Annotated in this window: 1 protein-coding gene; it reads left to right on the top strand. The window is 47.6% G+C overall.

Annotation, left to right across the window (positions count from 1 at the left end; translation table 11 throughout):
• The coding region (locus QWI17_RS00620) for a LysM peptidoglycan-binding domain-containing protein (RefSeq protein ID WP_302720559.1) at positions 1-280 on the top strand (280 nt) is incomplete at its 5' end.
• Between the last annotated feature and the right edge of the window lie 138 nt (positions 281-418).

The following is a 418-nucleotide window of genomic DNA, read 5'->3' as shown; positions in this document are numbered from 1 at the left end:
CGCTTCATGGAATCAGATGGCACCCGGTGACCCACTACGCGCCGGGCAGACACTCACTATCTGGCAATCACCAAGCAATCAGGGTTTAAGTCGCAGCGATTCTCAACTCATACGCCGTATTGGCTATTCTGTGCGCAATGGCGATTCTCTCTACACCATCGCAGGCCGTTTCAGTGTTTCAATCAACGATATTAAACGCTGGAACAAACTAGGTAGCAGTAAGTACTTGCAGCCTGGACAGAAACTCACCCTTTACGTTGACATAACCAAGGCAAAATAAGCCAGGTTTATACCGGAGCACACTCATGGACGCACTCAGTATTGGCATCATCATTTTCGCTACCGTCACTGCCCTGCTCTTTAAATTTGTGTTGTTCCGGAAAATTACCAACTGGATGGATCAGGACTTGATAAAAGG

It is taken from the genome of Gilvimarinus gilvus, assembly GCF_030518155.1.
GTDB classification, from domain to species: Bacteria; Pseudomonadota; Gammaproteobacteria; order Pseudomonadales; family Cellvibrionaceae; genus Gilvimarinus; species Gilvimarinus gilvus.
Note: the sequence above shows the minus strand (reverse complement) of the source record. Positions and strands in the feature narration are given on the sequence as shown.